The sequence below is a fragment of the Gluconacetobacter tumulisoli genome, from assembly GCF_014174155.1.
Lineage (GTDB): Bacteria > Pseudomonadota > Alphaproteobacteria > Acetobacterales > Acetobacteraceae > Gluconacetobacter > Gluconacetobacter tumulisoli.
Genome location: NZ_JABEQM010000009.1, coordinates 129,098 through 155,975, shown reverse-complemented (window position 1 = coordinate 155,975; position 26,878 = coordinate 129,098). Strand labels below are relative to the sequence as shown.

20 protein-coding genes are annotated in these 26,878 nt (G+C 67.3%); 9 read left to right on the top strand and 11 right to left on the bottom strand.

What is annotated here, in order from left to right; translation table 11 throughout:
* Positions 1 to 43: 43 nt before the first annotated feature.
* On the bottom strand, positions 44 to 2,080 hold the full coding sequence (locus HLH28_RS12330; RefSeq protein ID WP_182959537.1) for an oxidoreductase: 2,037 nt from the start codon (positions 2,078 to 2,080) through the stop codon (positions 44 to 46).
* A gap of 136 nt (positions 2,081 to 2,216) precedes the next feature.
* Here HLH28_RS12330 and HLH28_RS12325 point away from each other — a divergent pair, with 136 nt between their 5' ends.
* The gene (locus HLH28_RS12325; RefSeq protein WP_182959535.1) at positions 2,217 to 2,894 is read left to right on the top strand and encodes a TetR family transcriptional regulator; all 678 of its coding nucleotides are present in this window, start codon (positions 2,217 to 2,219) and stop codon (positions 2,892 to 2,894) included.
* Positions 2,895 to 2,904: 10 nt separating this feature from the next.
* On the top strand, positions 2,905 to 3,813 hold the full coding sequence (locus tag HLH28_RS12320; RefSeq protein ID WP_182959533.1) for a LysR substrate-binding domain-containing protein: 909 nt from the start codon (positions 2,905 to 2,907) through the stop codon (positions 3,811 to 3,813).
* Between the two features lie 40 nt (positions 3,814 to 3,853).
* Here the strand turns inward: HLH28_RS12320 and HLH28_RS12315 are convergent, their stop codons facing one another.
* Complete coding sequence (locus HLH28_RS12315) at positions 3,854 to 5,407, bottom strand: glucoamylase family protein (protein ID WP_182959531.1); 1,554 nt, start codon at positions 5,405 to 5,407, stop codon at positions 3,854 to 3,856.
* Positions 5,408 to 5,630: 223 nt separating this feature from the next.
* Between HLH28_RS12315 and HLH28_RS18275 the strand changes: the two genes are divergently transcribed.
* A complete protein-coding gene (locus HLH28_RS18275) occupies positions 5,631 to 6,347 on the top strand; it encodes an SH3 domain-containing protein (protein ID WP_182959529.1) in 717 nt (238 codons plus the stop codon).
* A gap of 90 nt (positions 6,348 to 6,437) precedes the next feature.
* Positions 6,438 to 6,662 (top strand): hypothetical protein, encoded by a 225-nt coding sequence (locus HLH28_RS12305; protein WP_182959526.1) that lies wholly within the window; start codon positions 6,438 to 6,440, stop codon positions 6,660 to 6,662.
* Positions 6,663 to 6,827: 165 nt separating this feature from the next.
* Here HLH28_RS12305 and HLH28_RS12300 read toward each other — a convergent pair whose 3' ends face one another.
* The 7 genes from HLH28_RS12300 to HLH28_RS12270 all read right to left on the bottom strand — a co-directional run bounded on the left by HLH28_RS12300 (position 6,828) and on the right by HLH28_RS12270 (position 14,772).
* The gene (locus tag HLH28_RS12300; protein WP_182959524.1) at positions 6,828 to 7,106 is read right to left on the bottom strand and encodes a hypothetical protein; all 279 of its coding nucleotides are present in this window, start codon (positions 7,104 to 7,106) and stop codon (positions 6,828 to 6,830) included.
* 74 nt (positions 7,107 to 7,180) lie between these two features.
* A complete protein-coding gene (locus HLH28_RS18405) occupies positions 7,181 to 10,012 on the bottom strand; it encodes a diguanylate cyclase domain-containing protein (protein WP_182959522.1) in 2,832 nt (943 codons plus the stop codon).
* 711 nt (positions 10,013 to 10,723) lie between these two features.
* On the bottom strand, positions 10,724 to 11,623 hold the full coding sequence (locus HLH28_RS12290; RefSeq protein ID WP_182959512.1) for an EamA family transporter: 900 nt from the start codon (positions 11,621 to 11,623) through the stop codon (positions 10,724 to 10,726).
* 52 nt (positions 11,624 to 11,675) lie between these two features.
* Positions 11,676 to 12,029 (bottom strand): RidA family protein, encoded by a 354-nt coding sequence (locus HLH28_RS12285; protein WP_182959510.1) that lies wholly within the window; start codon positions 12,027 to 12,029, stop codon positions 11,676 to 11,678.
* Between the two features lie 30 nt (positions 12,030 to 12,059).
* The gene (locus HLH28_RS12280) at positions 12,060 to 12,851 is read right to left on the bottom strand and encodes a maleate cis-trans isomerase family protein (RefSeq protein ID WP_220790069.1); all 792 of its coding nucleotides are present in this window, start codon (positions 12,849 to 12,851) and stop codon (positions 12,060 to 12,062) included.
* On the bottom strand, positions 12,848 to 14,104 hold the full coding sequence (locus HLH28_RS12275; protein WP_182959508.1) for a D-amino acid dehydrogenase: 1,257 nt from the start codon (positions 14,102 to 14,104) through the stop codon (positions 12,848 to 12,850). Before HLH28_RS12275 ends, HLH28_RS12280 begins: the two co-directional genes overlap by 4 nt.
* Positions 14,101 to 14,772, bottom strand: coding sequence for a GntR family transcriptional regulator (locus HLH28_RS12270; protein ID WP_182959506.1), 672 nt, complete (start codon positions 14,770 to 14,772; stop codon positions 14,101 to 14,103). The genes HLH28_RS12275 and HLH28_RS12270 overlap by 4 nt, the downstream gene beginning before the upstream one ends.
* 173 nt (positions 14,773 to 14,945) lie before the next feature.
* On the opposite strand from HLH28_RS12270, the gene HLH28_RS12265 reads away from it, so the two are divergent.
* Genes HLH28_RS12265 through HLH28_RS12255 form a run of 3 tightly spaced genes read left to right on the top strand, consistent with a single transcriptional unit; the run spans position 14,946 to position 17,465 of the window.
* Positions 14,946 to 15,524: a dimethylamine monooxygenase subunit DmmA family protein gene (locus HLH28_RS12265; protein ID WP_182959503.1), complete on the top strand. Its 579-nt coding sequence runs from the start codon at positions 14,946 to 14,948 to the stop codon at positions 15,522 to 15,524.
* Entirely contained in the window at positions 15,521 to 16,468 is a 948-nt protein-coding gene (locus HLH28_RS12260) for a PDR/VanB family oxidoreductase (RefSeq protein WP_182959501.1), read from the top strand. The genes HLH28_RS12265 and HLH28_RS12260 overlap by 4 nt, the downstream gene beginning before the upstream one ends.
* A 16-nt stretch (positions 16,469 to 16,484) precedes the next feature.
* Entirely contained in the window at positions 16,485 to 17,465 is a 981-nt protein-coding gene (locus HLH28_RS12255; RefSeq protein ID WP_220790068.1) for a heme-dependent oxidative N-demethylase family protein, read from the top strand.
* A gap of 132 nt (positions 17,466 to 17,597) precedes the next feature.
* On the opposite strand, the gene HLH28_RS12250 is transcribed toward HLH28_RS12255, so the two are convergent.
* Entirely contained in the window at positions 17,598 to 20,243 is a 2,646-nt protein-coding gene (locus HLH28_RS12250; protein ID WP_182959499.1) for a M1 family metallopeptidase, read from the bottom strand.
* Between the two features lie 1,083 nt (positions 20,244 to 21,326).
* Between HLH28_RS12250 and HLH28_RS12245 the strand changes: the two genes are divergently transcribed.
* Entirely contained in the window at positions 21,327 to 24,179 is a 2,853-nt protein-coding gene (locus HLH28_RS12245) for a TonB-dependent receptor plug domain-containing protein (protein ID WP_182959497.1), read from the top strand.
* Between the two features lie 112 nt (positions 24,180 to 24,291).
* On the opposite strand, the gene HLH28_RS12240 is transcribed toward HLH28_RS12245, so the two are convergent.
* Entirely contained in the window at positions 24,292 to 25,227 is a 936-nt protein-coding gene (locus tag HLH28_RS12240) for a 2-hydroxyacid dehydrogenase (protein ID WP_182959495.1), read from the bottom strand.
* 255 nt (positions 25,228 to 25,482) lie between these two features.
* Between HLH28_RS12240 and HLH28_RS12235 the strand changes: the two genes are divergently transcribed.
* Positions 25,483 to 26,877 (top strand): purine-cytosine permease family protein, encoded by a 1,395-nt coding sequence (locus HLH28_RS12235; RefSeq protein WP_182959493.1) that lies wholly within the window; start codon positions 25,483 to 25,485, stop codon positions 26,875 to 26,877.
* Position 26,878 lies beyond the last annotated feature (1 nt).

The following is a 26,878-nucleotide window of genomic DNA, read 5'->3' as shown; positions in this document are numbered from 1 at the left end:
CCGCCCTGTGGTGTGCCGCCGGGCGACCTTCATGACAGGGGAGCTACAAATCCTTCGCCAGGCGTAGTGCGTCATAGATCGCGGCGTGGACGTTGCGCGACGACACCGCGTCGCCGATGCGAAACAGGCTGAAGGACGCGGCATCGTTGCTGGAGATCGTCTGCGGCCGGCCGGCGATCAGGGCATCGTAATCGACCTCGCCGCCATTGCGCGACAGGGGGCGCAGTTCGAAATACAGATCGTCCATCGGGATGGTTCCGTAATTGACCACCACCTGGTCGACCGCGAGATCGCGCCGTGCGCCGCCGTAATCGCTGCCCAGCATCGCGACCAGCCCGTTGCCGTCCCGTGCGACCGACAGCAGCCGGTATGTCACCGTGAAGGTGACGTCCCGCGCTTGCAGCGCGCGCAGGTAGGGCACCAGATTCATGCCCATGACCTCGGGGGCGAATGTGCGGTCGGGGGTGACGATGGTCAGGTGCGCGCCCGTGGCGGCGATGGCTTCGGCCGCCTGCAGGGCGGCATGGTCGCCGGCATCGTCGTACAGCAGCACGTTGCGGCCCGCGGCCACGTCGCCCGACAGGATGTCCCAGGCGCTGGACACCAGGTCCTGCCCGGCGGGCAGTCCGCTCGTGTCCGGAAAGCCGCCGGTGGCGACGATGACGACATCGGGTGCGGTGTCCAGCACGGCGTCGCGATCCGCCCAGCAGGAAAAGCAGAAGGACACGCCGTGCCGTTCGCACTGGCGCATCCGCCAGTCGACGATGCTGATCATCTCGCGCCGTCGCTCGCTGCGCGCGGTCAGCAGGATCTGCCCGCCCGCCTGGGGCGCGGCCTCGAACAGCGTGACGGCATGCCCGCGTTCGGCGCAGACGCGGGCGGCCTCCAGCCCGGCGGGGCCGGCCCCCACGATCGTCACCCGGCGGGGTCGGTCGGCGCGGGAGATCACATGCGGCATGGTCAGTTCGCGGCCGGTGGCGGGGTTGTGGATGCAGTGAGCGGCCTCGCCCTGGTAGATCCGGTCCAGGCAGTAATTGGCGCCCACGCAGGGGCGGATCTCGTCCTCCTGCCCCGCGACGATCCGGGCGACGATATGCGGGTCGGCCATGTGGGCGCGGGTCATGCCGACCAGGTCCAGCTTGCCCGACGCGATGGCGTGACGCGCGGTCGCGACGTCCGGAATCTTGGCGGCGTGGAGGGTCGGCAGGCCGGTTTCCGCCCGGATATGGCCGGCAAAATCCAGGAACGGCGCGTTGCGCATGCCCTGGATGGGGATGACGTCGGTCAGGCCGGCATCGGTGTCGATATGGCCGCGAATGACGTTGAGGAAATCCACCAGCCCAAGGTCGCGCAGCCGTTGCGCGAAGGTCAGCCCGTCCGCCGCCGTCAGGCCGCCCGGCAGGCGTTCGTCGGCGGTGAAGCGGATGCCGACGATGAAGTCCGGCCCCACGCGGTCGCGGATCGCCCGCAGCACGGCAAAGGCGAACTGCTGGCGGTTTTCTGCACTGCCGCCCCAGGGGGCATCCAGGTCGTTGGTCAGCGGGGACCAGAACTGGTCGACGAGATGGCCGTAGGCCTCGACCTCGATCCCGTCCAGCCCGGCGGCGCGCACCCGTTCCGCCGCATCGGCGTAGTCGCGGATTATGCGCGCGATGTCCCAGTCCTCCGCCTTCTTGGCGAAGGCCCGATGGGCGGTTTCCTTGCGGGTCGAGGCGGAAATCGAGGGCAGCCAGTCCCCTTTGTCCCAGCGGGTGCGGCGTCCCAGGTGGGTGATCTGGATCATCACCGCCGCGCCGTGCGCGTGGCAGGACTCGGCCAGGTCGCGCAGCCAGGGCACGACCTCGTCCTTGTACAGCAGGATGTTGTTGAAGGCCGGCGGGCTGTCGCGGGAAACCGAGGCCGATCCGGCGGTCATGGTCAGGGCCACGCCGGCACGCGCGCGTTCGACGTGATAGGCGCGATAGCGCGCCTTGGGCATGCCGTCCTCGGCATAGGCCGGTTCGTGCGACGTGGTGATAATGCGGTTCCGCAGCGTCAGGTGACGGAGTGCGAAAGGCCGCAGAAGCGGATCGTGCTGCATCGGCATCAGTCCGGAAGGGGAATGGTCCGCGCCATCTAGGGGGCGATGTACAGATGTGTCAATTAGAAAGACGGTTGTGTACATTTTACGATGTTGTATAACTTAACTTGAACTTATCGATCGGGTGTGGTGTCGGGTGACTGTTTCTCGTACGGGATGGCGCGGATCGCAGGATGTCTGGCTGGACGCCGCCCAGGCCAGCCTCCTGGAATCCGGGGTCGACGCCGTGCGCATTCAGCAGCTGGCGCGCCGGTTGAACCTGTCGCGCACCAGCTTCTACTGGTTCTTCACCGATCGCGCGCACATGCTGGACGCGTTGCTGGAACGCTGGCGGATACGCAACAGCGGCGGCATCGTCGCGCGGACCACGGCCTATGCCGAAACGGTGGCCGAGGCCGTGCTGAACCTGTTCGATTGCTGGCTGGATCCGGCATTGTTCGATTCCCAGTTCGAATTCGCGGTGCGGAGCTGGGCGCTGCAATCGGCCGACGTCGCGGCGGCCGTCGGGGCGGCGGACAATATGCGGCTGGCGGCGATCGCCGCCATGCTCCGGCGTTTCGACATTGCGCCGGGGACCGCGGACGTACGGGCGCGTGCGATCTATCTGACGCAGATCGGCTATATCTCGGCCAGGACGACCGAGGACCAGGCCGAGCGGATGGGCCGCATCGCCGATTATGTCGACGTGTTCAGCGGGATCGCCCCGACCGGGATGGAGCTGGCGCGATTTTATGCGCGGCACCGGTTTCAGCCCCCGGATTCCGCACCCGCCGCGCCGCGTCGCGTCCGGCGCCGTACCGTCCGGTCGGGTTGAGGAGGGGGCGATGTCGTTCAAGCAGAACGTGCCGTCGATCAGTGCGCTGGTGACGTTCGAGGCGGCGATGCGCCTGCGCAGCTTCACCGCCGCGGCGCGTGAGCTGGGCGTCAGCCAGGCCGCCGTCAGCCGCCAGGTGCGCCTGCTGGAGGAGGATTTCGGCGTCCCGCTGTTCCAGCGCGCGCATCGGGCCGTTATCCCCACCGCCGCCGGGATGATGCTGGGCGGCACGCTCGGCGAGGCGTTTCATCAGATCCGCGATGTCGTGGAATCCATTCGCCGCCCGCGCGAGAGCGATACGCTGACGGTGGGCGCGACCCTGGCGCAGACCCAGTTCTGGCTGCTGCCGCGCCTGCCGCAGTTTCGAGCCCTCCATCCGGATCTCAAGATCCGCGTCGTCTCGCAGGACGAGATGTTCGACGCGCGCGACGATCTGGATGTGATGATCCGCTTCGGGGTGCCGCCCGTGGCGGGTGGCCGAACCCTGGCCAGCGCGCGCGACAGCGTCTTCCCCGTCTGTTCGCCGGCCTTCCTGGCAGGGATCGGCGGGGCGGCCACTGCCGACGCGCTGCCGCATCTGCCGCTGATCGGCAGCGATGCGCCGGATCCGAGCTGGATCCAGTGGCCCGACTGGTTCGATGCCGTGGGGCTGGGCCCGGCGACGCCGCGCGCCGTCCTGCAATTCAACCATTATACCGACGGCATCGCCGCCGCGATCGCCGGACAGGGGGTGGCGCTAGGGTGGAGGCTGCTGCTGCAGGAGCAGTTGCGCGCGGGCCTGCTGGTCCGTGTAACGGACCTCGTCCTGCAGCCGCAGGCCAGCTACAATATCCTGATCCCCGACCGTCGGGCGCCCTGCGCCGCCGCCCATCTGTTCGCGGAATGGCTGGCCGGACAGTTCCCGCCGTCAGATTTCTAAAAAAACGACGTTCCGGAAGAGGTTTTTACAGACCGGATTCTTACATGTGGCGGCCGGTGCCCGGGGAAGAATCGGCCTGGGCCTGGCGGGTTTCCTCGGTCAGCCAGCCGCCGGAGAAACCGGCGCGGGCCAGGCCGGCGCGGATGTAGGGGTTCTTCTTCATCGTGGACCAGACCAGGCCGCTGCGCCAGTTTTCGATCATCAGCAGGATCGGCCCTTGGTCGATGCCGAACTGTTCGGTATCGGCCCAGTAGGACGTGCCGGACGGGAAGCTGGGGTTGAACGCGTCGACGAAGCCGTAGCGGTTGTAGATGCGCGCCCCGTAGCGGTCCTGCATTTCCCGCAGCGCGGGCAGGACGATTTCCGGGGCGAAGGCGATGGATCCGCCCGCCGCCGTCGGCGCGATGGTGCCGTCGTCGGAGATATAGTCGCGTCCGGCCCCACGGGCGCTGTAGGCCTGGAAGCTGCGCGCGCGGCCATCCACGGTCATGGTGACGATGCCCGGCCCGTTGCAGGCGGTCAGTCCCCAGACATTCGCGCCGTAATCGCGCCAGCCGCCGGGGTTGGCCTGGGCGTAGGCGCGCTGGGCGTAGGTGGCACGGCGGCTGTTCTCGAAATAATCGACGTCGTGCGTGCGGCCCCACCCGTCGCGGATGCCGCGGAAATCGACCCATGAATGGCTGTACTGATGGCCGAACAGCGGTGCGAAATTCAACAGCGTCTGGCCCTGGAACGTGCCCCATTGCCGCGCATAGGTCGCGGTCCAGGCCTGCCAGGTGTCGGCCGGCACCGGATGGGTCGGCGATGCCAGCGCCAGCAGGTAGATCAGCATGCCCTCGCTGTAGCCGTCCCAGTCGTTGCGCAGGAAGCCGCCGGCGGGCGTCCAGCCCATGTCCAGCAACGGCGCGTGCGCGCGCATCCACGGCCAGTCCACCCGGCGATACAGCGCGTCGGCCAGTCGCCGGATCGCGCGTTCGCCCGGAGTGTCGCGGTCGTAGTAGGATTGCGCGAACAGCACGCCGCCCAGCAGCAGGGTGGTGTCCACGCTGGACAGTTCAGACCAGCGGGCGAAGCGCGTGCCGCGATCGGGGTCGAGGAAATGGTAGTAGAAGCCGTGATAGCCGGCGGCCCCGTCCTCGGCCGCGTTCTGCGGCGCGCGATACAGGAAGCGCAGGGTCGCCAGCGTGCGTGCCGCCGCCTGGTCCCGCGTGACGTAGCCGCGCTGCGCCCCGATGCCGTAGGCGGTCAGGCCGAACCCCACGGCGGCGATGCTGGCGAAGCGGTCGGACGAGGGATAATGGTCGGGGATCAGTCCGTTTTTCGGGTTCGCGGCATCCCAGAACCAGTCGAAGGTCCGTCGTTCCAGGTCATCGACGAAGCGGACATCCCCGGGCTGGGAGGCTGGGGCGGGCATGATGCCGGCGGGTGCGGCGCGGGCGGCAGCCGGGGTGGTGGCGGCACGCGCCGTGCCCTCGTCCGGTGGTACGGCCGGTGCCGCGGCCAGGGCCAGCAGCAGGAAGGCGCCCGGCCGTCGGCGTGCGGTCCCGCCGCGCCCGGCATGCGCGTGGGGTGCGGTGCACGGGGTGATCGTCATGGGGGTTCCGTCACATTCGCGTCATCTGGCGCGGTCACTTAACCATCGCGATTCGGGATTTGCAAACCGCGCCGGGCGGCAATGGTGGCGCGAGGGATGGCGGCGTGGGTGGAAGGAGGGGCGAAACCCCTGCGATCCGCGTCGCGGCGGGCTTTTCATTTGCGCGCAACCTGCCCACTCTGCGATCGTTGAGCGACCATCGCATCATGGAGCCGCGGCCCGGATGAAACATCGTTTGAAGGCCGTCCTGACGGTACTGGCGCTGGGCGGCGTGGCGTCCCCCGCCCTGGCCGCGCCCGGGGTCGTTGTCGGCGGGACCGACGTTTTCGCGGGGCCTTCGCCGAACTATCCCGTCGTCGGATCGCTGCCGCCGGGCACGCCGATCGATATTTTCGGGTGCGAACCCGGCTGGGGCTGGTGCGACATCGCCGATGGCCCCTATCGGGGGTGGGCGCCGTCCGACCGCATCCAGGTCCTTTACAATTACAATGGCGGGGCGGGGCCGCTGCAAACCTATGGCCCCATGGTGGGCCTGCCGCTGGCGGGCTTCGTGTTCGGCAGTTACTGGGGCGCGCATTATCGCGGCCGCTCGTGGTTTTCCGACCGTGATCGCTGGGGCGGTGGCGGTGGTCGCGGTTGGGGCGGACAGGGCGGGGGGGCGGGCCGGCCGCCGCCCTTCCATGGTCCCGATCGCGGCGGCGGCTATCGCGGTGGCGGCCATCCCGGCGGCGGGTTCAACGCCGGTGGCGCGCATGGGGGGCGCCCCGGCGGCGGTCTTGGCGGCGGCCCCGGCCGTCCCGGTGGTCCAGGTGGAGGCGGTCCCGGTGGGGGCGGTCATGGCGGGGGTGGCCCCGGTGGCGGTGGTCATCCGGGTGGCGGTCACGAAGGTGGCGGTGCCGGAGGCCATGGCGGAGGCGATCATGGCGGTCATCCGAGGTAGGGCGCAGCGCCGCCCATCAAGGCTTCCGGCCGGAACTTTGACGCCACCTGCCGGTTTTTTCATGACATCCGATGAGGGAGGGCCCGATCAATGAGTCACGCAGCAGGTATTATCGGTCATATCCTCGTCAGCGAGTGGATGGCCGCCCGGGAGGAGGGAAGTCCCGTCCGCTCCGGCGCGCGGCGCTGGTCGCGCGGAGCGTGGTCGATGCGCCGGCCCGGCGCGCGGACGCCGGCCTGGCCGGGCTATGTCGCCTCGGTCCGTCATGTGTCGGCGGGCCTGTCGCGGCGGGTGGCTTTCCGCCGGCAGCGATAGGGCGTCCGGCCCCTGAGGCGGCCGGTCGGTGCTCGACCGCATCCCTGCGCCCGGTGAAGAAGCGGGTGAGGGATCAGCCGGCGGTTCGTGGCATTGAGTCCAGGACCGAGAGTTCACCGAGGACGCGGACGCCATGCCGTCGCGGGGGGCACGGCGCGGCCGGTGCTATCGGACCGGCAGGCCCGTCGTCGCGAACAGCGCGTGCACCAGCAGTAGGATCAGGATCGCGCTGATCAGCACGGCGAAGACGCCGCCGAACATGCGGAAGGCGCCGACGATCAGCGCGGCCAGCAGGATGACCAGCAGCGCGGTCTGCAATTCACCGACGATGCCGACGCTGGCCAGGATCTGCCGGGCGAAATGCTCGATCACGGCGATCGCCGAGACGATCAGGCCGAACAGGCCCAGCAGGAAGCCGGTGACGATTGCGATGGCGTGGTCCATGCCGGGAATCCTTCGCGACGGGCGGGAGAGGGGATCATAGCGGCCCGTCCCGGCCCGCGCCACCGGCGTGCGGTTCAGTCGGCGACCATCCGGTTCCGGCCGCCGGTTTTGGCGCGATAGAGCGCGCGGTCGGCGCGGCCGACCAGGACATGCCAGGTTTCCCCGGCCCGTGCCTCGGCATAGCCGACGCTGACGGTCACGCGCAGGACGTTCGCGCAGGAGGGCACCAGCGGGCCGGTGATCAATTGCCGCAGCACCTCCATCCGGGCCGCTCCGTCCCGCGCGCCCTGGAGCACGATGAGAAATTCCTCGCCGCCATAGCGGCCGGCCGCCTCGTCGGGGGCAAGGGCCTGCTGGAGGCGCCGGCCGATCTCGGCCAGGACGTCGTCGCCGACCAGGTGCCCCAGATGGTCGTTGATCTGTTTGAAATGATCGACATCGACCAGGCCGATCGCCAGGGGGGCGTCCCGGTTTCCCTCCAGCAGGCCGGACTGGAGGTGGGCCTGGATCGCGCCCCGGTTGAGCAGGCCCGTCAGGCTGTCGTGGCGCGCCTGGCGGATCAGGGCCTCGTGCGCCGCGCGGATTTCGGCGGTCTGGCGTTCCACTATATCCTGCAGGAGGCGCTGCTGCCGCAGCAGCCAGCCGATCCGTATGCGCCACAGGCCATAGCCCAGCAGGATGACGGCCAGCCCCGCGGCAAGCAGGACGGGGGTCGTCTGCCACCACGGACGGCCCATCGTGATCGTGACCGACACGGGGTCGGAACACCGCCCCGTGTCGGGATCGTACGCCACCAGCAGGAAATGGTGGATGCCGGGCGGCACGGCGGGGTAGCGCACCGTCCCTTCGATCGTGTCGTTCCAGCCCTCGTCCACGCCTTCCAGGCGGTAGCGGAAATGGGTGCGCGCCGCGTTGCGATAATCCAGCGTTCCGAAACGGACCTGGAACGGTGCCCGCGTCGCGGCGATGGGGCCGCCCTCGTACCGTTGCCCGCCGATCGACATTCCGGTGATAACCGGTCGGGCCGTCGTCTGGCGAAAAAGATTTTCGGGTTGGCGGATGTGCGACAGGCCGTGACTGGTGCCCACCCAGATCGAGCCGTCATGATCCTCCAGCAGGCTGTCCTGCGCGAGGTCGTTGGCGATCAGCCCGTCGGCCTCGGTGATCTGGGTCCGGCGCGGACCATCGATCAGGGCCAGCCCGTGATCCGAACCGATCCATACCCATCCCCGGTGATCGACCAGCACGCTGTAGGGCGCGTCCGACCCGACCATCGACGGGTCGTAGAAATCCAGCGCCGTGATCGTGTCGCCGTCATGCGCCACGCGATAGGCGCCGCCCTGGCCGGTGATCCAGAGCACATGGTCGTTCTGGATGGCGATTTCGTTGGGAGCGAAGCCGACCTGCGGCCACGCCCTGCGCACGACCGCCACACCCCCATCGGGATGGCGGACTATCAGCGTGCGTCGTTCGATCAGCCACAGGGCGCCGGCCGGGTCCATGGCGCCGGTCGCGTACGCCCCCGACAGGCCGGGGACGCGTTCCGGCGCCACGTCGCGCCGTGCCGCGTCTGCCCGCCACGCGCCGGCGTCGGTCAGGATCCACAGGTCGTTGCCGCGTCCGGGCAGGATCCGGTTGGTGCGTCCGATCCTGTAATCGCGATGCCACCCCGTGACCGGATCCAGGCGGGTCACCAGATCCGGGCCGTCGTGCCAGATGCATCCCTGCGCATCGACGGCGACGAAATAGGCGGGGGAGACGAAGTTCCGCAGGACGGTGCTGGTCGTGGTGTCGAAGGCCGTGATCCCGGCATCGGTCGCGATCCATAGCGGCCCGCCGGCCTGCCGCGCGGTCTGCCAGACCACGTTGCCCAGCAGGCCGTCCCGCCGGTCGAAGCTGGTGATGGCGCCGAACCCCAGGGTGCGCACGATGCCGCGCCCCAGGACACCCATCCACAGGGTGCGCTGCCGGTCGAACAGCAGGGTGCTGAAGGGCAGGGATGTCGCCTCGCCGCCCGGTGTGAGGGTCTGCCAGCCCTGTTCGCTCCGCAATGCCAGTTGTCCGTCATCCGTCTGGGTGAGCAGATGGCCCAGGGGCGTCCAGGTCAGGGTCAGGAATCGCTGGTAGTTTTCGTACTGCACGCCGGCATGGGGGACGGCTTCCAGCCGGGTCGATCTATCCGTGGGATCGAACCTGACGACGTCATGCAGCGTCCGCGCGTAGAGGACGCCCTGGCGATCCCCGGTGATGGCATCCACGCGTCGGGGGCCGGACAGGGCGGGGACGGACAGGCAGTCCGGTTTCCTGTCCGACAGCGCGCAGACGCGGCCGTCCCCGGTACCGACCCACAGCGTGTCGCCCTGGGCGAACAGGGCCGAGATATCGTCCATCGATCCGCCCCGCAGGATCCGCGTGGCGCCGAGGCCGTCGACGACATTCCCCGAACCGGCCCGGTGCACGAACAGCAGCCGGCCATGGTCCGTGACCACCAGCCCGCCATGCCAGGGCAGCGCCTTGCGATAGGTGTCGCGGCTGAGGGTCGTCAGCATCGCGACCTTCCGGAACGCCAGATGGTCGGGGGTGGCGGCCTGGACGATATTGCGAGCGACATAGATCGTGTCGACAAAGACGAAAACCAGGTCGCCGTCGCCGGTCATCGCCACGGCCTTTGCCATGTCGCCGGCCGGCAGGCCTTGTTCGGGACCGAGCGGCATGAAATGGCGGCCGTCATACCAGAAGACGCCATGCTGGGTTCCGACCAGCAGGTAGCCGTTCGGCAGTTGCGTGGCCGACAGCACGGCGACGTTCGACAGGCCCGCGGATACACCGTACCCCACGATCGGGATCGTCCGCGCATCGATTGGCGAGATCGCCGCCTGGACCACGAGAAGGGCGAACCAGAGCACGATCATCCGTGCCCGACAGGATCTGAAAAGTGTTCCGCAGGCGATCCGGCGCGCGCCCACCGGTCCTATATGCCGGCGCGGATCGGAATGTTTGACTTTCAGAACGAAGTCCAAAACGGCCCCTTAGCGGTGGACGACGCGGCCCGTGACTGCAAGGGCCCGGCGGATGTTCCGTCGCCATAATGTCTCAGACGGCGATTTCGTTTTCTTCTTGCGAGGGCAGGTAGCAGGCGTACCGGCCGATGGATAGTCAAAATACGAGCATGCAGAGCCCAAGATCGGGCCGCGGATGACCACGATTGGCGTGCCGGCATGTTCCGCCACAGGTCGGATCCTGTCATGTCGTGATCTATTCCATTGGTTTTTAAGTAATAGTGGCGGCCCGTTCGGTCATTCCGGAGGACGGACGTATCATGGCGGCATGACGACAGGTCATATCTGGCGACATCATTACTAACGTGAAACATATATCATGTCATGTCGCCTGCGGTCCGTTGCCGCCCTGTTCATCGATGGGAATAATATCGATATCGGAACAAGTTGGGCGAACCGGAATGACGGTGATTTCCCGGGCCAGCGCATGGCGCTCGGCCGCCGCCTGAAGGCGCTGGGTTGATGAAGTCCGGGGGTTCCAAAGGGCCGTGCCCTCTGGTGGGTTCGGGCAAAGCCCGACCCGCCCTGCCCCTAGTGCCGGTATAACGCCGGTCGGTATTATCCCTTCCGGCGCATCATCAGCGCGATGCTGCCCAGAACCACGGCCATGCCCGCCAGGGCCAGCGCGGCCGGCCGTTCCCCCAGTACCATCCAGCCCAGCAGGACGCCCACAACCGGATTGACGTAGGCGAAGGTGGACGCCATTTCGGGCGAGAAGCTGCGCAGGACGACGATATAGGACGCCGGCGCGACGACCGAGCCGAAGACGACCAGGAAGGCGAAGGCCGCGAGCTGGATCGTTCCGACATGGGCGGGGATGGACCATCCGCTGGCCGAGGATGCGCATCCCAGGATCAGCGCCGCCACCCCCATCTGGATCGCCGCCGTCCAGCCGGGCCGCAACCGGCCGGCCAGCCGGCGCTGCAGCACCGTGCCCAGCGCCCAGGTGATGGCGGCCAGTTGCAACACCAGCACTACGGCCACCGGATGGCGCGTGACGATCGCGCCGTGGCCTGACAGGGCGGGCGCCACCACCATGACCAGCCCGCCCAGGCCCAGCGGCAGCGCCGCCAGGATCCTGGCCGATGGCCTGGCACGGTTCAGGACGCAGTCGAACAACGTGCACCACAGGGGGATCGTCCCCATCGCCATGACGATGAAACCGGAATGCGCATAGGGCGCGCAGGCCGTGGCCAGCGCATTTCCGCCCACCCACATCAGGACGCCGGTCAGCGCACACAGGCCGGCGTCGCGCCGGTCCAGGCGGCCCGGTCCGCCATGTCGGACGGCGGTGAGGCCGGCCAGCAGCAGCGCGCCGCAGCCCTCGCGCAGCACCTGCAGGTGCAGTGGCGAGACCGGCGCCGGTCCGGACAGGCACAGTTTCACCGCCAGATAGGTGCTGCCCCAGATCAGGTAGATCGCCAGCAGGTGTCCGTACGCGCCCAGGGGGCCGCGCACGCGTGCCGGCCGAGCCGCCGCGGTTGTGATGTGGAGGGTCAAGGGCAGAGGCTCAGCGCGCGGCGACGATGCCGATTTCCACCGTGAATTGCGGCGCCGCCAGGCGCGATTCGACGCAGGCCCGGGCCGGTGTCGCCCCCGGCGCCACCCAGGCGTCCCATATGGCGTTCATCTCGTCGAAATGCGTCATGTCGGCCAGCCAGATCGTGGCGGTCAGCAGCTTCGTCCTGTCGCTGCCTGCCTCGGCCAGCAGGGCGTCGATGCGGGCCAGGATGTCGGCCGTCTGGGCGGCGACGGGCTGGCCCGGCGCGCCCAGGGCGACCTGTCCGGCCAGATAGACCGTGTCGCCGTGGATGACGGCCTGGCTCATGCGCGGGCCGGCCTGGATGCGGGTGACGCTGGTCATCAAGGTACTCTTTCGTGTGTTGGGGGGAAGTCAGAGCCTGAACAGGCGTCCGGCGCCGGGCGCCGGATCGGTGATGCCGGCCAGGCGCAGCATGTGCCAGGCCATGGCGTGGTTGCTGGAGGTCACGGGGAGGCCTGTGCGGCGTTCGATCCGATCCACGGCCTCGGCCACCCGCAGGCTGGTGCAGGAGACGAACAGCGCGTCGATGGCGCCCGACTGGGCCATGCGCGCGGCCGCATCCTCGATATCCGCGACCTGGATCCGCGCGGCGTCGCGGTCGTCCACTCGGTCGAAGGTGGCCGTTGCCGCGACATGCACGCCACGGCCGGCGAAATAGGCGGCGATGCCCCGGTTGATATCGGGACGGTAGGGGGTCAGCAGACCGATCCTGCGGGCGCCGAGGGCCTGGAATGCCGCCAGTGCGCCGGTGATCGGCGTGGTGCAGGCCACGCCGGGGCGCGCCTTGCGGAGTTCGGCGAACACCGCATCCTCGCCCAGTACCATGGTGGCGGAGGTGCAGCCGAATGCCACGACGTCCAGCGGGCTGCCGGGCAGGATCAGGGCGGTGCCCGCGGTCAGGCGTGCGCCGATGGCCTGCAGGGTCGCGGGCGTGATGTCCGCGTCGTTGAACACCCGCGCCACGTAGAAGGCGACCCCGGGAAAGACCGATCCGTCCAGCAGGAAGCGGAATTCATGTTCCAGCGTCTGGTCGGTGGCCAGCACGACGACGCCCAGCGCCGCCCGCGCCGTCAGCCCACCATCCAGGGTCGAATCCATGACGCCGAGGTCGAGGGGCGGGTCCGCGGGAGAGGCCTGCATCATGGCGCATGCCCTTCGCACGCCAGCAGACCATTCATGGGCAGGCCGGGCGGCCGGCCGGCGATCAGGTCCGCCGTGATGCGGGCCGAGCCATGCGACATCGTCCAGCCGATATGGCCGTGGCCGGTATTGAGATACAGGTTGCGATACCGGGCGCGGCCGAACACCGGCAGGTTCGTCGGCGTCATCGGACGCAGCCCGGCCCACATCTGCGCCCGCGCATAATCCGCGCCATCCGGATAGAGGGTGCGGACGATGTCCGTCATGAAGGTGAAGTCGGACGGCCTGTAGCTGACGTCATAGCCCGAGAACGCGGCCGTGGCGGTGACGCGGAGGCGGTCCCCGAAGCGCGAGATCGCGACCAGATGATGCTCGTCGACCGAGGCGACAGTGGGCGGATGGGCGTGGCCGCCGATCGGGATGGTCAGCGCGTAGCCCTTGATGGGATAGATCGGCAGGCGGATGCCGATCCGGCGCGCCAGGATGGGGCTGTACGACCCCAGCGCCAGCACATAGGCGTCGCCCGTGACGTGCCCGCTATCGGTTTGGATGCCGGTCACGGCGCGGCCGTCGGTGTCGATGCCGGTGATCGTCGTCCCGGTCGCGATCTCGCCGCCGCGCGCGGCGACCAGGCCGGCCAGGGCGCGGGTGAACAGGGCGGGGTCGCCGGTTTCGTCGGTCGGGCAATGGATGGCGCCGACGATGCCCGGGGCCGCGCCCAGCACCGGGTCGATGGCGGCGATTCCCGCACGGTCCAGCACCCGCACGACCTGCCCGTCGGATTGCAGCAGGCGCATCTGCGCGATGCCGCGCTCCAGCGCCTGGGCGCTGCGATGGACATACAGGATGCCCCGGTCGCTGCGGTCATAGGCGATCGCCTCGCGTCCCAGCACGCCATGCAGGACCGATTGCGAATAGGCGGCCAGCCGGTGCTTCAGCAGCGTGTTGCGCCGCGCCTTGTCGGCCGTGCACTGGCCGAGAAAGCGCAGCGACCAGGCATAGAGGTGCGGATCGGCCGAAAAGCGGAACCGCAGTGCCTGGTCGCGGAGGAACAGGGATTTCAGCAGGATCATCGGGGCGGCCGGCGACGACCAGACGAAGGAATGGCCGGGGGCGACCATGCCCGCATTGCCCCAGCTGGTTTCGGCCGCCACGTCGTCGCGCCGGTCCAGCACCACGACCTCGTGTCCGTCCTGTTGCAGCTGGTAGGCGGTGGTGACGCCGACGACGCCGCCGCCCAGGATGACGATCCTCATGCCACGGCCTGCGCGTAGATCCGGACCAGCCCGTCGCGGACGCCGGCGGCGGCCTGGGCGGCGCTGTCGCGCAGATGGGCCAGCATCAGCGCCGCCGCCGCCTCGCCGTCGCCGCGCACCACCGCGTTGGCGATGGCGACATGATCGGTCAGCGAGCGCAGGGTCCGCGCCGGCCGTTCCAGGTTGATCTGCCGGACGAAGCGGATGCGTGCGTTGGCGTTTTCCAAGATGCGCACCCGTTCCGCATTGCCGGCCAGCCGCGCCAGTTCCAGGTGGAAGGCCTCGTCGCGCGCGATCAGCGTATCGATGTCCAGCCCGTCCGCCGCCGCGACCAGGGACGCGGCGGCCGCCCGCAGGTCGGACAGGGTGCGGGCATCGCCGTGCCGGGCGGCGGCACGGACCGAAGCGGCCTCCAGGTCGCCGCGGACCTCGTACAGGGCCTCGATTTCCGAGATGCTGAGCTGGCGGCAGAAGAAGCCCTGTCCGGGGACGACCGTCAGCAGGCCCTCGCTGGCCAGCCGGTTCATCGCTTCGCGCACCGGGGCGCGGCTCATGCCCAGCTGGCGGGACACCGTGCCCTCGTTCAGCCGTTCGCCGGGCTTGAACGCGAAGCCGACCGCCATGCGGCGCAGGCTGTCATAGGCGCGTTCCACGCTGCTTTCGGACATGGGCCGTCCTGTCTCCATGCTCTGTCGACAGGACGATATACTATTTCGTATCCGGTGTGAATGACGATTTGGTCCCGCAATGGACGGGAGGTCGGATCGCGGGGGACGATTGATTTCGGACGGGGACGTCCGCTACGATCCGGGAACGAACCATTGTTCGGACAGGGGCCGCCATGACGCATGAGGCAGGGCATCCGTCGGCCGGGACGGGGCGGGAACATCGCCGGTTCGTGCCGTCCGCCACCACCAACCTGCCGCGCTGGCCGGCCTCGGCCCCGGGCATCGATCCGCAGGGGCGGGGTTTTGTCCTGGTGGGGCTGGGGCCTGCCGGGGCCGACACGCTGGCGGGCTGGGCCGCCGATGTCGCGGCCGCCGGCCATCCCTGCCGGCAGCGCCGCGATGCGTCGGCGCAGGTGACCGCCGATACGCTGGCCTGGCTCGACGACGCGCTGGGTGCTGCGCGGGTAGGATGGCGGCTGATGCTGGCCGGCCCGGCAAGCGATATCCTGGAACTGGCGGCCCGGGCGCGGACGGCGGGCATGATCGAGGCCGAGATCCGCTGCCACGCCGTGGGCGAAGGCCCGGCCCGCCTGCAATGCGTCCATTGCAAGACCCTGTTCCGTGCCGAGGCCGTTCCCGGATCGCATGTCGCCTGTCCCGGCTGCGGCCGCGCCCTGGTGGTGCACCAGCACCTGTCGCGCCGGCTGGCGGCGCTGGTCGCCTTCAGCGCGGATGCCGAGGCATCGGCATGAGTGCGCCGGCCGGGGATGATCTGGTCCTGCGGGTGGAGCAGGTCGTCGACGTGGCGCCGTCGATCCGGGAATTCGTCCTGCGTCCGACCGAGGGCGAAGGGCTGCCGTCCCATGTGCCCGGCAGCCACCTTGTGGTGGCGTGCGGCGACCGCCGCAATGCCTATTCCCTGACGGGGGAAGGACACGCGCCGGAGGCTTACAGGATTTCGGTCCTGCACCGGCCCGACGGGCAGGGGGGATCGGCCTGGCTGCATCGCGTGCGCCCCGGGCATATCCTGCGATGCGGCCGGCCGCGCGATGCGTTCGCGCCGGTGGCGACGGCGCGGCATCATCTGCTGATCGCCGGCGGGATCGGGATCACCCCGTTCCTGTCGCATCTGCGCGCCGCACGACGCTGGGGGCGGCGGGTCAGCGTGCTCTACGCCGTGGCCGCCGGGGCGCCGGTGCCCCACCATGCGGAACTGGCGGCGCTGGCCGGCGACGGGCTGCGGATCCTGCGCGGGCGCGCCGCGATGCAGGCGGCGATGGACCATGCGCTGCAAACGCAGGTGCTGGGCACGCATCTGTATGTCTGCGGCCCGGACGGGCTGATGGATTCGGCACTGGCCCTGGCGCAGGCGCATGGCTGGCCCGAGGAACGCTGCCATGCCGAACGGTTCGGCGGGGTCGACGCCGCCGAGGGCGCGCCCTTTACCGTGCGGCTGCACCGGACGGGCCGCGACATCGCGGTGGCTGCCGATGTCAGCATGCTGGACGCGCTGGCGGCGGCGGGGGTGGAATGGCCCGCGATGTGCCGGCGCGGCGTGTGCGGCGAATGCCGCATGGACGCGGCGGGGACGATCCTGCATCGCGACCTGGTCCTGTCGCCGGCCGAGCGCGCCGCGCAATCCTGCCTGATGCCCTGCGTGTCGCGGGCCGAGGGTGTCCTGAGCCTCGATCTGTAGGGAGCCCGTACGGCGCATGGTCCAGACGATGTCCGATCCCGTTCGCCGCGCCACGCGCATCCGGCGCTTTCCGTGGCCGTTCACCGGCGACCGCTATGCCTACAGCGCCAATGTCGAGCCCGCGCCGGGATTGCGGCGCACGATCGTGGGGGAATGGGGACGTACGATCCTTGACCCGGACGAGACGTACGTGGCCGAGTTGGCGGAACGGCGCGACATCCTGGCGCGCGATCCGTCCCGCCATGTCGAACTGCCGCATATGCGGGCTGCCAGCTGGGACGTCCTGCTGTGGGGGCTGCGGGAACTGGTCGGCACAGATCCGGCCATGACGCTGGACCGCCAGGGCGACGGGTATGTGTGGACGAACCGGCGGCTGGGCACGTGCCAGGCGTTCCGCTACGGCGACGACGCGTCGCTGCCGATGGGGCCGCTGATGTTCCTGGGCAGCCAGATCCAGGAGGACATCGTCCTGCTGGACCAGCGCGAGGACCGGTTGTGGGCGGATGCGGGATGCGTCACCTTCGCCTCCAACTGGTCGATGGCCTTTACCGCCGGCATGTCGTTCATGGAGATCCATGGGCCGGTGCCGCATGATTTCGCGGACGGCGCGATCCCGCGGGCGGAACGGTTCCTGATGCGGTTGGGCGCCGGGCAGGCCTATCGGCGGCTGAACTGGACCACGACCGCCGGATACCGGCTGGATACCGCGCTGGACAGCTATGCCGACTGGGGCGCGTCGCGGGTGCGCCTGGCCGATTGCGACGATTTCGCCGATGTCTTCCATATGCGTGTCGAGGTGCAGCATCTGGTCCGCCTGCCCGAAAGCGGGGCGATCCTGTTCCTGATCCGCACCTACCTGCTGCCGCTGGCCGACATCCTGACGGTGCCGGAGTGGCGGGCGCAGTTCGCGTCGGTCCTGACGCACCTGCCCGACGATATCATCCAGTACAAGGGACTGGCGGTGCTGCGGCCGCGCCTGCTGGCGCATCTGGGGTGACGGGCCGAAGGCAAAGGCATTGTCCTTGACCCACCAAAGGGCATAGCCGTTTGGAAACCGCGGACTTTATCGAAAGGGGATGCAAGGGCCGAGGCCCTTGCCGGGTTCGGGCGGCGCCCGACCTTTCCTGCCTTAATGGTGCGTCGGCAGCCACGCCGCCAGCCCGGCCTGGGCCCGTGCCGCGATGTCGGCGTTCGCGGCGATCAGGTCGGCGGCCTTCTTCGCCTCGATGGTGGCGCCGGTGCTGGCCTTCGTGGACGGGTCGTCCAGCAGGGCCTGGGCGACGGCCGGGCTGACCGACTGGCCGGCGACGGCAGCCAGCAGGTCCGATTGCGACCAGGGCGCCAGATGCGCGCGGATCTGCTTCTGCGTCTGCGGGGCCTGCACCAGCGACCAGACGCGGTCCGGATCGTCGCTGCCGGCGGCGATGGTCGCCAGCATGTGGACGATGCGGCCGTTGGGGATGGCGCCGCTATAGGCCATGCGGACCGATTGCGCGATCAGCGCCGGGTCGTGCGAGGCCGCCATGGCGCGGAAGAAGCGCAGCTTCTGTTCGGTGTCGGAGGAACTGCGGACCAGGCCGGCCAGGGTGGCGTAGGTGGCCGGATCGGCGTGCCGGCCGACGATCCGGGTCACCGGGTCCAGCAGGCTGGGCGCCAGCGTGGACGGGGTCTTGCGCCAGGCGGCGAAGCGGGTCTGGGCCTCGGCCACCACCGCCTGGTCATCGAACTGGCCCAGGGCCGCGATCAGTTCGGGACGCAGCAGCGTATCCAGGAAGGATTCGCCCTCGCGCGGCGTCCAGCCCAGCCGGACCAGCTGCGGCGCCAGCAGGGCGCGCGCGAAGGCCCGGAAGGCCGGGCGCTGCGGGCTGCCGCGTTCCATGCTGTCCAGCTGACGCAGGTGCGAGATCGTGTCCTGCCAGACCGCGATGCTGGTTTCCTTCTGCGCCGACAGGCCGGCGATCAGGTCCAGATAGGCCCCCAGGGGGGCGAGCCCGGCCTGGAACAGCGCGAACTGGTCGCCCAGCAGGTTGGCGCGGTCGGTCGCGTCCAGGCGGCTGAATGCCGTCCCCAGCGCCGTCAGCGACGCCGCGTCATAGGCGGTGCGGTAATAGCCGTTTTCGCCCAGATTGGCCTTCAGCGGCTGGTCGCAGCCCGCGAAGGTCAGGTTCGCAGGCGCATCGGGGTGCAGGATGACGCGCTGCGCCGCCCCATCCGGACCGCCGACGGTGACGGGGATGTTCCACCGTGCGGGCAGGGGATGCGCGTCATGGATCGCGAAGCGGCCCTCGGTCAGGGTCAGTACCGTCCTGCCCGCGTCGCACCGGCGCGCGACATGCACCAGCGGGATGCCCGGCTGTTCGGTGAAGCTGCGCGCGACGGTGGCGACGTCCTGGTGCGACACCTGCGACAGCGCGGCCCAGAGGTCAGCGCTGGTGGTGTTGCCGTAGGCGTGGGCTTTCATGTAGGCGCGCATGCCCGTGCGGAACATGTCGGCGCCCAGCCAGTCCTCGATCATGCGGATGACCTGCTCGCCCTTCTGGTAGCTGATCCGGTCGAAGGCGGTATTGGCCTCACTGACGTCGTGAATCACCAGCTGGATCGGGTGGGTGGTCGGATGGGCGTCCTGCGCCATCGCCTGCTCGCGGTCGGCATGCTGGCGCGGCCAGATCTGCCAGGTCGGGTTGAAATGATCGGTGGCCTTGGTCTCCATCCAGGTCGCGAACCCTTCATTGAGCCAGATATTGTCCCACCATCCCATTGTCACCAGGTCGCCGGACCATTGGTGCGCCATTTCGTGGGCCACCACCAGATACACCAGTTCCTGCGTGCTGGGTGCGCTGGTCCGGGGGTCGAACAGCAGATCGTCATCGATGAAGGTGATGGCGCCCCAGTTTTCCATCGCCCCGGCCTCGTAATTTCCGGGAATGGCAAGAAGGTCCAGCTTCGGCAGCGGGTAGGACACGCCGAAATAGTCGTTGTAGTACGGCAGGATCGCGGAGGCCGCCTGCAGGGCGTAGGTGCCGTTCTGCTGCATGCCCGTGGGGGCGTACACGTTGATGGGGGTCGCGCCGCCCTTGCCGCTGACGGCGGAGATGTCGCCGGCGACCAGGGCCAGCAGGTAGGTGGACATGCGCGGCGTGGTGGCGAAGGCCACGCGCCTGGCATTGCCACCGATCAGCGTGGACGAGGTCACGGGCATGTTGCTGACCGGCACGTAGCTGGCGGGCAGGGTCGCGGTCAGCTGGAAGGTGGCCTTGAAGGCGGGTTCGTCCCAGCCGGGGAACATGCGGCGGGCGTCGGCGACCTCGAACTGCGTGACCAGCATGCGGTGGGTCTGGCCCGACGGGGTGCGGTAATCGTCGTAATAGATGCCGTTCGGTGTCGCCGGAATCGGGCCGCTATAGTCGATCACCAGCGTATGGGGGCCGGCGGCGACCGGGTGCGGCAGGGTCAGCGTCGCGGTCTGCGCCACATCGTCCTGGGTGATCCTGGCGGCGGTTCCGTCCAGCTTCGCCGACAGCAGCTTCAGCCCCGCCTGGTTCAGCGTGATGCTGCCGGCGGGCGCGGTGGCGGTGACGTCGATGCTTTCATGCCCGCCCAGGGTCAGGCGCTTCATGTCGGTGGCGATGTCGATCCGGTATGCGCTGGGCACGACGGTCTTGGGAAGCTGGCCGGGGGCGCGGGCGAAGTCGAAAGGGGCTTCGCAACGGGCCGGCCCCGACAGCAGGGCCGTGCCGGCCAGCAGGAGGGTGGCGATGGGGGTGGCATGCCGCATGGGGGCAACTCCGGAACGATTGGGGCGCGAGGTCGGTGGGCCGGCCCCCGACGATGCTGACCGGATAGCGCATGACGGATCGCGCGGATAGCGGCCGGAACCGCCATCCCCCTGATATCCTGCGCAGGTTTTAAAAAACCTGGGGTTCTGACGATGGATTTTGTGATTATTTCAACTTCATGATCTTATTTTGACTGTATCGGATGATTTGACAGTAGAAAAAGAAATAAAAATAGGTTCGGAAGGTCAGAAGCAGAATCCAGTATGACCATATTGGAGCAGATATGGACAGGCCGGAACTTGCCTACATGCAGGACGTGGATACGGAAATCCGGTGAAGTAATTTCAGACTGCGAAAACCGGGCACGGGGACGGAACAATATGCCTTCTGGAATATAAAAAGAAATTTTAATAAAAATCTTCTAGTGGGGATCCTTTTTCCAGGAAACCTATGACATGGAGCGTTGTTCACGCAAACGTGCACGCCTCCGCCGTTATTACAATTCCCGTTGTTGACAGATAAGTGCTTGCCCTGACCGTGATCATTTCATGAGTCCGACGGTTTTGTTGTTGTAATATTGCAACGAGTCGGTGATTTATCGCCCCGTGTAGCGAAACATATCTTGCTGTTGCGTTACAAGCTGGCGATATTGAACCGGCACGCCGAGGCATTCCAGACGTTGCCGCAATACCGGGAAGAGGACGGTACATGCACCATGTGGTGATGTATCGACGCAACAGTTGTCCGTTGTCGGGCCCCTCCACGGTCATGGGTCCTGTTCGCCGCAAGACTGGTGGATGTAAGGCAAGGCTCTACGAGCCTGTACGGAGAAATGCCGGGAATCCAGGAAAAGACGTTATTTCGTCGTCTATAAATCGAAATCGTAGATACGCTTTTTCGCCGCGGAAAACGCGGTTGCCGTCCGGATATCAGGTAACCTGTCGATTGGGCGTAACATAAAAGTCACATTTTATGAAAATGCGTCAAACATGTGACATCCGGACCGTTCGAAAGATCGACAATGCGGATTTTGCGCGTGTAAATGTCCGTTACATTAACTGCCCGATAGGACAAAAATTGTAATGAGTTTCCGTAGCAAGAGATTCATGCTGATGGCGGTCTCTGCGTTCAGTGGAACGCTGGCGTCATCAGCTTTCGCCCAGACGCTTTCGTCGCCGCAATCGACGATTCTCTCGTCCGCCAATGCCAGTCCGTCGGACAGTACGTCTGATTCCACCGGCGGCGAAAACGTTGTTGTAACGGGCTCGTTCCTGCGCAGTTCGAACAACACCTCGGCCAACCCGGTTCAGACGATCACGTCGCGCGAGATCCAGCAGGCGGGCTCCACGACCCTGGGCGACTACCTCCAGCGCCTGCCCTCGATCGGGTCGTCGGGCACCAACAACAACCAGACCAACGGCACGGACGGCCTGTCCTGCACCGACCTGCGCAACTTGGGTTCGAACCGCGTCCTGGTGCTGATCGACGGCAAGCGCACCACGTCGAACGGCGTCGGCGAATGCGTCGACATGAATTCGATCCCGGCGGCGATGATCCAGAGCATCGAGATCCTGAAGGACGGCGGATCGGAGCTGTACGGCGCCGATGCGGTGTCGGGTGTCATCAACATCAAGCTGCGCCATGATGTGACAACCGGAAACATCACCGTTCGCGGCGGTATCTCGGGTCATGGCGATAACGATACCGGCCTGATTTCCGGGTACAAGGGCTTCAATTTCGACCACGGCAAGGGCAACCTGACCCTGTTCGGCTCCTACATGAGCCAGGGCGGCGTGATGCAGCGCGACCGGTCGTGGGCGACCCCGGTGCAGTCCAATAACCCGAGTGCAGCGGGTGGTGCGACCTACGGCTCCGCCATTCCGCCGAACGGGCAGTATTTCGGCACCTCCGCGACCTCCACCCTTGATGTTGCCGGTTCGCCCGACGGGACGTCGTTCCATGATTTCACCAGCGCCGACCGGTACAATTATGGCAACCAGCAGCAGCTTCTGAACCAGTTGCAGAACTCGACGCTGAGCGGCGATCTGCATTACGAGATCAACAAGCACTTCAATCTGTATGCCAACGTGCTGTACAGCCACCGCACGTCCTCGGCGCAGATGGCGCCCGAGCCGGTGGTCGGTGCGGTTCCCCCGTCGGACATGCCGGCCTCGGTCATCATCCCCGCGAACGATCCGTACAACCCGTTCGGTGAAGACGTTCAGATGTACAAGCGTCTGTCCGAATTCGGGAACCGTCGGACGGAAACCGCCAGCGACACCACGACCGTGAAGTGGGGCGTCAACGGCGAGATCACGCACGGCTGGAACTACGACGTATCCTATACCTGGGGCACCAACCTCACCAACGAGCGGGTCGAGGGTGTCGGCAGCTACGTCAACCTGCTGCAGGAATATGGCCTGCGCCAGGTGGACCCTTCGGATACCAACAGCGCAGTGGTTTATGATCCGTCGGTCTGTAACGCCGCCGCCGGATGCGTGCTGTCCAACCCGTTCGCGACCCTGTCGCCGGCGGCCACGAAATACGCGAACTACACGTCGAGCAGCCAGTACTACTACCAGATGCGCGACCTCAACGCGCGCATCCATAACGACCATGTCGTGAAGATGCCCTACGAGCACGGCGGCAATCTTGGTATCGCGCTGGGCATGGAACATCGCGGCGAGCAGCTTGCCTACCATCCCGATCCGCTGATCGGGTCCGGCCAGAGCCTGACCGACACCGCCAAGCCCACCGGCGGCGGGTTCAACGTCACCGAAGGGTATATCGAAGGCAGCCTCAATCTGCTGCGGAACGCCTTCCTGGCGCATGACCTGACGATCGACGCGCAGGGACGCTATTCCTCGTACAACACCTTCGGCAGCATCAAGAACTGGAAGGCCTCGATCGACTGGGCGCCGACCCGCGATATCCGCTTCCGCGGCACGCTCGGCACTTCGGTCCGGCAGCCCAGCGTCTATGAGCTCTACCAGGGCCAGCTGATCAATTACGCCTCCGCCACCGACCCGTGCGCCCAGGCCGACAGCTATGGCGGCCTGACGCCCACCGTCGTTGCGAATTGCGCGCGCGCAGGCATCAATACCTCGACCTTCCAGGATGCCAATTCGGGACAGATCCCGACGCTGACGGGCGGAAATCCCAAGCTGGCGCCGGAAACCGGCCGTACCTACACGTTCGGCACGGTGATCACGCCGCGTTGGGTACCGGGTCTTTCCACCAGCGTCACCTACTGGCATTACACGATCGAGAACCTGATTTCCGCTCTGCCGACGCAGACGGTCGTGAATGGATGCTACACCGGCACCAGCCCCGGCTATTGCTCGGATATCGTGCGTTACCAGGGCAGCGACCAGATCGACACGGTCAGCAATTACTACGTCAACCAGGGCGGCCTGCACGAAAGCGGCATCGACTGGGATCTGGATTATCATTTCCGGGTCACCCCGCTGGACTCGTTCACGATCTCTAACAATTTCCAGCAGCTCGTGAACTACAAGCAGCAGTACGTGGCAGGTGGTCCGTGGGTGAACCTGACCGGCGCCTTGCTCTACCAGGGGACGGCGGGTATCTCCAACGGCCAGCCCAAGGTGCGTGACTACGCCACCCTGACCTGGTTCCATGGCCCGTTCTCGGTCACCTACATGATGCAGTATATCGGCGGCATGCGCTGGAACGACGGCACCAATTTCCTCACGGCCAACGGCGCTGCTCGTTACAAGAGCCCGGCAATGGTCGAGAGCGATCTGTCCTTCGCCTATCGTTACCGGAACTGGGCGTTCCTCGGCGGGATTCAGAATATCGCCAACAAGAACCCGCCCTTCGTTGCCAGTGCCACGGAAAACAGCAACGCAGGTCAGTATGGTAACTTCTACGTCGGTCGTTATTTCTTCCTGCAGGCCGGTGTGAATTTCTAATCGGTTCTCTTCGGTATCCTGTGGTACCAGAAGGCCGGGGGCGACGATCGCAAGATCGTCGCCCTTTTTTATGGCAGGCTCGGCTTGTCCGGTATGCCTGGTCCAGTGTTCCTCAATAGCCGCGTGACAGGTCGATCGCATCCAGCACGGGCTGTCCATCGCGGACGCGGCGGATGTTGTCGGCGATCTGGGGGGCGGCAGAGTCCGGCAATGCGACCGAGGCGACGTGGGGCGTGATCAGGACATTGTCCAGGCCCCAGAGCGGATCGCCCTCCGGCAGGGGTTCCTGCTGGAAGACGTCCAGTACCGCCTGTCCGATCCGCCTTGCCCGCAGGGCCTCGACCAGCGCCGCCTGATCGACGATCGCGCCGCGTGCGACATTGATGAACCCGGCCCCGTGGGGCAGCAGCGCCAGCCGTTCGGCGTTCAGCAGGCCGATGGTCTGCGGCGTTTTCGGAAGCAGGCAGACCAGGATGTCGCAACCGGACAGGAAGTCCGCCAGGCTGTCCATGCCGGAATAGCACAGGATATCCGGGTCCGATTTCGGGCTGCGCGACCATCCGCGCATCTGGAAGCCCTGCCGCGCGCATTCCTTCGCCGCGCGCAGGCCCAGTTCGCCCAGGCCCATGACCCCCACCCGCATCCGATCCAGCGGCCGGGGTTCGATGAAGGTCCATCGCCCCTGACGCTGCGCGGCCTCGAAGGCCGGGATGTCGCGCGCCAGGCGCAGCACGGCGCACAGGACGTAGCTGGCCATCATCCGCGCCATCAGCGGGTCGTGCAGGCGGGTGATGGCCACCCCCGGCGGCAGGTCGTCGCGTGCGACCAGCGCGTCGACCCCCGCACCCAGATTTACGATCAACCGCAAATTCGGAAAGCGATTGAAGAAGCCGCGCGGCGGGCTCCAGACCAGGGCGTAGCGGACGGATTCAGGATCGAACTGATCGTCGGCCTGCACGAAAGTCAGGTCCGGCAGCGCGGCGGCCAAGGCCGCGCGCCAGGTGTCCGGCGTGTCGCCCTCGCTGTAGAAGACAATGGTGTCCGTCATGTGCACTCTCCCCAGGCAGAATGATCCGAAACTGTATCGGTATCCGGTTCCATGTGGAAAGGGCGCTTCGTTCTGCTGTCCTCCGCATGCCCCTGGCTTCGGAGATCCCTCGGCGGCCCGTCACGACAGGTCGGTGCGAAAAGGCGCTTGCGTTCCATCCGTCAGCATGCTGACAATATCGCGTCATCGTAACGAAGGCGACCGCCGGCATCCGTTCGGGCGCCGCGAACCGGTCATCGTGCAGCGAGAACGCCAATGGGGACCTCGACCTATATCGAGCAGGAAACCATCTACCCGATTCCGGCGGATCGGCGTCACGGCACGGCGTATTCGCTGTTCACGCTGTGGTTCGGGGCGAACGTCAAGATCCTGACGATCGTGACCGGGGCGCTGGCCACCACGGCATTCCACCTGCGGTTCCTGGACGCGGCGATCGCGCTGGTCGTCGGCAACGTTGCGGGCGCCGTCTTCATGGCGGCTCACGCCGCGCAGGGGCCGCGGCTGGGCGTGCCGCAGATGGTGCAGACGCGCGGGCAGTTCGGGTCCCTGGGCTCGATCCTGGTGACGCTGATCGTCATCCTGATGTATGCGGGCTATACCGCGTCGAACGTCACCATCGGCGGCCGGTCGATCCACAGCGAATTCACCGCGATTCCGGCGCCGCTGGCCATCCTGGGGGTCGGCAGCCTGAGCCTGGCCGTCGCCATTTCGGGCTACGACGTCATTCATCGCTGCGCGCGCTACCTGTCGATCGTGGCGGCGGTCACGCTGGCGCTGTGTTTCGCATGGATCCTGGGCGTGCGGGGCCTGCCGGCGGATTTCCTGGCGCGCGGACAGTTCAGCATCCATGATTTCGTGGGCGCGATCTCGGTCGCGGCGCTGTGGCAATTGTCCTATGCGCCCTATGTCTCGGATTATTCGCGTTACCTGCCGCAGGACACCGGGGCCGCCCCGGCATTCTGGGGAACATATGCCGGCGTCGTGCTGGGATCGACGTTCCCCATGCTGCTGGGCGCCATGGTCGGGGTCGTGGCAGAGGGCGGCGATGTCGTGGGTACGCTGGCGCACAGCCTGGGCGGGCTGAGCGGGCTGGCCATCACCGTGTTCTCGATCACCGTCGCCTGCTGCGGCGCGCTGGACATGTATGGCGGCATGCTCGCCGTCATCACGGTGGTGCAGGGCTTCCGGTCCGACTGGCGGCCCGGCCCCGTGGCCCGGATGGGGTTCTGCGCGCTGATCTTCGCCTGCGGCGCCGGCATGGCGCTGAACGCGCAGGCGGATTTCCTCGAAAACTACATGAATTTCCTGTTCCTGCTGCTCTATGTCCTGGTGCCGTGGACGGCGATCAACCTGGTGGATTACTATCTGGTCCATCACGGCGATTATGACGTGACCTCGTTCTTCCGCGCCGACGGCGGGATCTACGGTCGATGGAACGGCCGGGCGCTGCTGTGCTACGCCGTGGGGATCGTCGTGCAGGTCCCGTTCATGTCCTCTGCCCTGTATACCGGCCCGGCGGCGCGGGAACTGGGGGGCGCCGACCTGTCCTGGATCGTCGGACTGATCGTCGTCTCGCCGCTGTATTACCTGGCCTGCCGCCTGCGCCGTGCCGAACCGCTGCCCGGCGGGCGCGTCGCGGATGCGGTGTAGG